Genomic DNA, 4,280 nt, shown 5'->3' on the forward strand with positions numbered 1-4,280 from the left:
CGGCCACCTCGCCGACATCATGACGGCGATCGGCATCGACCTGAAGGAAGTGCGCGTCGTCCCTGACGAGGAGGACGAGATCGTCGCTGCAGTGAATGCGCTGCGCGCGCGCTACACTTACGTCTTCACCACCGGCGGCATCGGCCCTACCCACGACGACATCACCGCCGACTCCGTCGCCAAGGCCTTCGGCGTGCCGTGCGAATACGACGCCAAGGCCTACGCCATGCTGGAAGCAAGCTATGCCCAGCGCGGCATCGAGTTCACCGAGGCGCGCAAGCGCATGGCACGCATGCCGCGCGGCGCGGACCACATCGATAATCCGGTATCGGTGGCGCCCGGATTCCGCATCGGCAATGTCCATGTCATGGCTGGCGTGCCGTCCATCTTCCAGGCGATGCTCGACAATGTCGTTCCAACGTTGAAGACGGGCACCAAGATGCTTTCGGCTACCGTGCATTGCCCCTTCGGCGAAGGCCTGATCGGCGGACCGCTGGCCGATATCCAGAAGGCGCATCCGGACACCATCATCGGCTCTTATCCGAAATATGGCGACGGCAAGTTCTGGACCGAGCTCGTCGTTCGCGCCCGCAGCGAAGGCGCCCTCGAGGCCGCGCGCAGGGATGTCGAAGCCATGGTGGCGGGTTTGTCCGCCGCTGGTTGAGGCGCTGGCAACGCTTGCGGCCACGCCGGAACCAAGCAGGATGGTGTGACGTTTCTTGCTAGCGGAATTCACCGCCGCGGCAGGCGCGTAGCGTCGACATTCGAGGGCCGTCATGCGTTTCAGGACAATCGTCGCCATTTTGCAGAACGAACAGGATGCCGAACGGGTGCTCGACTGCGCCGTTCCGCTCGCCGAGCGTTTCGAAAGCCATATTGTCGGCATTCACGCCGAGGCGCTTCCGGTTCCCTATACGTCAGCCACTGGTTTTCCCGACACCGAGTTCCTGCAGGTCTCGGCGGAAATGAACAAGGAGCGGGCCGACAAGCTGCACGCGTTTTTTCTGCGGCGTATCGAGGAGGCTGGCCTTTCCTTCGAGTGGCGCAGTTTCGAGAGCTTCTCCGGCGACAGCGCGCTGACCGGCATATCGAGCGTGCGCGCCGCCGATCTGATTGTCGCCGCCCAGCGTGACACCGGGGGCGACCCGGGCGCCGATGTCGACACCCTCGTCTACGACGCGGGTCGGCCGGTGCTGGTCGTGCCGCATGGGGGGCCGCTCGTGACCACGTTCAGGCGGGTGTTGCTGGCCTGGAACGGCAGCAAGGAAGCAGCGCGGGCGGCATTCGACGCCCTGCCCTTCATCATCGAGGCCGACAAGACGGACATTCTCGTCATCGACCCTCCGGACACCCTGGACGAGGCCCCCGAGGCGGCCGGCGCCGACATCGCTGCCGCCTTGTCCCGCCACGGCGCCAATGTCAGCGTCTCGGTGCAGAAATCCGCCGGCATCGCGGTAGATGACATCATACAGGCCCGAATAACCGAATCCGGCGCGGACCTGCTGGTGCTCGGCGCCTATAGCCATTCCTGGCTGCGCCAGCTCCTGTTCGGCGGCGTCACCCGCACTGTGTTGCGCACGTCGAACGTGGCCGCTTTCCTGTCGCGTTGACGGTACCGGTCCACCCGCGTCCACAGAGATCGGATTGCGCCACCTTGCCAAGGCCAGCGCTTTCCGGCTAATTCCGCCTGCATTCCATCAGTATCCGCGCGCCGTGGGCGCGCCTTGCGGAGTGCGCGAACCATGTCCCTTCCCGAAAAAGCCTTTCCGGTCTCCTGGGACCAGTTCCATCGCGACGCGCGTGCGCTCGCCTGGCGCCTCTCCGGAACCAATAAGGGACAATGGAAGGCGATCGTCTGCATCACCCGCGGCGGCCTGGTGCCCGCGGCGATCATTTCGCGCGAGCTCGGCATCCGCATCATCGAGACGGTCTGCGTCGCTTCCTACCATGACTATACCAGCCAGGGTCAGTTGCAGGTGCTGAAGGAGATCTCGCCTCCCCTGCTCGCCGACGAAGGCGCTGGCGTGCTGATCATCGACGACCTGACCGACACCGGAAAGACCGCTGGCATCGTGCGCGCCATGATGCCGAAGGCGCATTTCGCCACAGTCTATGCCAAGCCAAAGGGCCGGCCGCTGGTTGACACCTTCGTCACCGAGGTCAGCCAGGACACCTGGATCTATTTCCCGTGGGACATGGGCTTCACCTACCAGAAGCCGATCGCCGACGATCACGCCGGCTGACGCCATTTTCCAAGAAAACCGGTTGCCAAGGCATGATCATGCCACGGAATCGCGCGGCGTGAGCACAATCGCTTTGCGAGCTCGACTTTTTCTGGTGGGATTTTCCTACAGAGTGAAGTTTTTTACTTTTAAAGCGCACAATTCGCCGTAAGATTCCTAAGGTGGCAAACGATTCCGGAGGCTGGGGGCAGCTTCGATGTTGATGAGGCCGGCAGCGCAAAACCATGTGGCCGAAAGAGTCCAGAGACTTTTCGGCACAGTGCCCTGCCGTCTGCAGGTTGCTGCCCTGCCCTGGCGCGAATCCGATCATGGCGTCGAGATCATGCTGATCACCAGCCGTGACACCAGACGCTGGGTGCTGCCCAAGGGCTGGCCGGAGGCCAGGGAGCCGCTCTGCGAGGCCGCAGCCCGCGAAGCGGGCGAAGAGGCGGGGCTGCGCGGCGCGATCTCGCACTTCGAAGCAGGCCGCTATTTCTACGGCAAGGTTCTTGCCTCCGGAGAGGAAGTGCCTTGTGAGGTGCTGGTTTTTCCACTCAAGGTCGGCCATGTCGCCGACCGTTGGAAAGAGAGGCATGCGCGCACGCGCAAATGGGCAGGCTCCGCCGAGGCCGTCGGCATGGTCAACGAGCCCGACCTGTGCGAGATCATCTCGAACTTTTGCGCCGATCCTTACAAATTCCCCTGACACATCAATTATTTGTGCTTCCGCCGGGCAGGCTGTACATTGCAGGGCAAAGGCGTGAGTGCTTTGGTCGTTGAAGCAGGGCCGAATCGGCTAACAGCGTCGATCGATGACGAACACCGCGAAACCACTGGAAGAGAACTCCGGCGAACACCGGCGCGAGCATCGTCAGCGCGTGCTCAAGGGCGGAACGATCATCACCGGCATCCAGAATTCCGAGATAAGCTGCACCCTGCGCAATCAGAACCCCGGCGGTGCCGAATTGAAAGTCGCGCCGGAATCACGCGTCCCTGACCGTTTTCTCCTCTATGTCCCGGTCGACGGCATAGCCTATCGGGCGGAAGTGCGCTGGCGCCGCAACGATCGCATCGGCGTCCAGTTCACCGGAACCGAGCCCAAGCCCAAGCTGCACTACGGCTGACACCGAAATCAGCAAAGCCCTCTCGGGCCGGCGCCCGGCTAAAAGCCAGGCACCGGTTGACCCTACGCGACGAGCCCTTTGGTCAGCTCGAGCGCCTGGCGCTCGAACAGCCGCCGGTATATGCCGCCGCTCAGCCGGATCAGTTCGTCATGCGAGCCCTCCTCGACGATGCGGCCGTGGTCAAACACCAGCAACCGGTCGAGCGCGCGCACCGTCGACAGCCGGTGCGCGATCACCAGGGTGGTGCGTCCGACCATCAGCCGCTCCATCGCCTTCTGGATCAGCACCTCCGATTCGGAATCGAGGCTCGAAGTCGCCTCGTCCAGGATCAGGATGCGCGCATCGGCCAGGAACGCGCGCGCGATCGCCACGCGCTGGCGCTCGCCGCCCGACAGCTTCACGCCGCGCTCGCCGACCAGGGTTCCGTAGCCCTTGGGCAGGTTGACGATGAAGTCATGCGCGCTGGCGAGCTTCGCCGCATGCTCGATCTCGGCCTGCGAAGCGCCCGGCCTGGCATAGGCGATGTTTTCCGCGAGCGACCGGTGGAACAAGATCGGCTCCTGCTGCACGATGGCGATCTGGCCGCGCAGCGACGCCTGCGCGACTTGCGCGATATCCTGGCCGTCGATCAGGATGCGGCCCGCATTCACGTCATAGAGGCGCTGGATCAGCTTGACGAAGGTCGTCTTGCCAGAGCCCGAATGGCCGACCAGGCCGATGCGCTCGCCCGCCGCGATCTCGACCGAGAAGTCGCGGTAGAGCGGCAGCCGGTGATTGCCATAGTGGAACGTCACCCTATCGAATGCGATACGGCCGTCGGAGATCCGGATGGGACCGACGCCGGGCTTGTCCTCGATGCCGAGCGGCTCGGCCTGGAAATCGACCAGTTCCTCCATGTCGTTGATCGAGCGCTGCAGGTTGCGGATATGCGTGC

Annotated in this window: 6 protein-coding genes; 5 read left to right on the plus strand and 1 reads right to left on the minus strand. The window is 63.7% G+C overall.

Going from position 1 to position 4,280, the window contains the following annotated elements:
- The 5 genes from Q0L57_RS07075 to Q0L57_RS07095 all read left to right on the plus strand — a co-directional run.
- Positions 1-664 (plus strand): competence/damage-inducible protein A (locus Q0L57_RS07075; protein WP_296740011.1); only part of this gene is annotated, 664 nt, incomplete at its 5' end.
- Between the two features lie 112 nt (positions 665-776).
- Positions 777-1,610 (plus strand): universal stress protein, encoded by an 834-nt coding sequence (locus Q0L57_RS07080; RefSeq protein ID WP_296740014.1) that lies wholly within the window; start codon positions 777-779, stop codon positions 1,608-1,610.
- Between the two features lie 132 nt (positions 1,611-1,742).
- Positions 1,743-2,243 carry a xanthine phosphoribosyltransferase gene (gpt, locus tag Q0L57_RS07085; RefSeq protein WP_296740017.1) on the plus strand — a complete coding sequence of 167 codons (501 nt, stop codon included), beginning with the start codon at positions 1,743-1,745 and terminating at the stop codon, positions 2,241-2,243.
- Between the two features lie 196 nt (positions 2,244-2,439).
- Positions 2,440-2,928: an NUDIX hydrolase gene (locus Q0L57_RS07090; protein ID WP_296740020.1), complete on the plus strand. Its 489-nt coding sequence runs from the start codon at positions 2,440-2,442 to the stop codon at positions 2,926-2,928.
- A gap of 106 nt (positions 2,929-3,034) precedes the next feature.
- Positions 3,035-3,346, plus strand: a complete 312-nt coding sequence (locus Q0L57_RS07095; protein ID WP_296740023.1) for a PilZ domain-containing protein — start codon at positions 3,035-3,037, stop codon at positions 3,344-3,346.
- 62 nt (positions 3,347-3,408) lie between these two features.
- Here Q0L57_RS07095 and Q0L57_RS07100 read toward each other — a convergent pair.
- Positions 3,409-4,280, minus strand: an 872-nt coding sequence (locus Q0L57_RS07100; protein WP_296740024.1) for an ATP-binding cassette domain-containing protein, incomplete at its 5' end; no start/stop codon positions are given.

The organism is Mesorhizobium sp., from assembly GCF_024509055.1.
Lineage (GTDB): Bacteria > Pseudomonadota > Alphaproteobacteria > Rhizobiales > Rhizobiaceae > Mesorhizobium.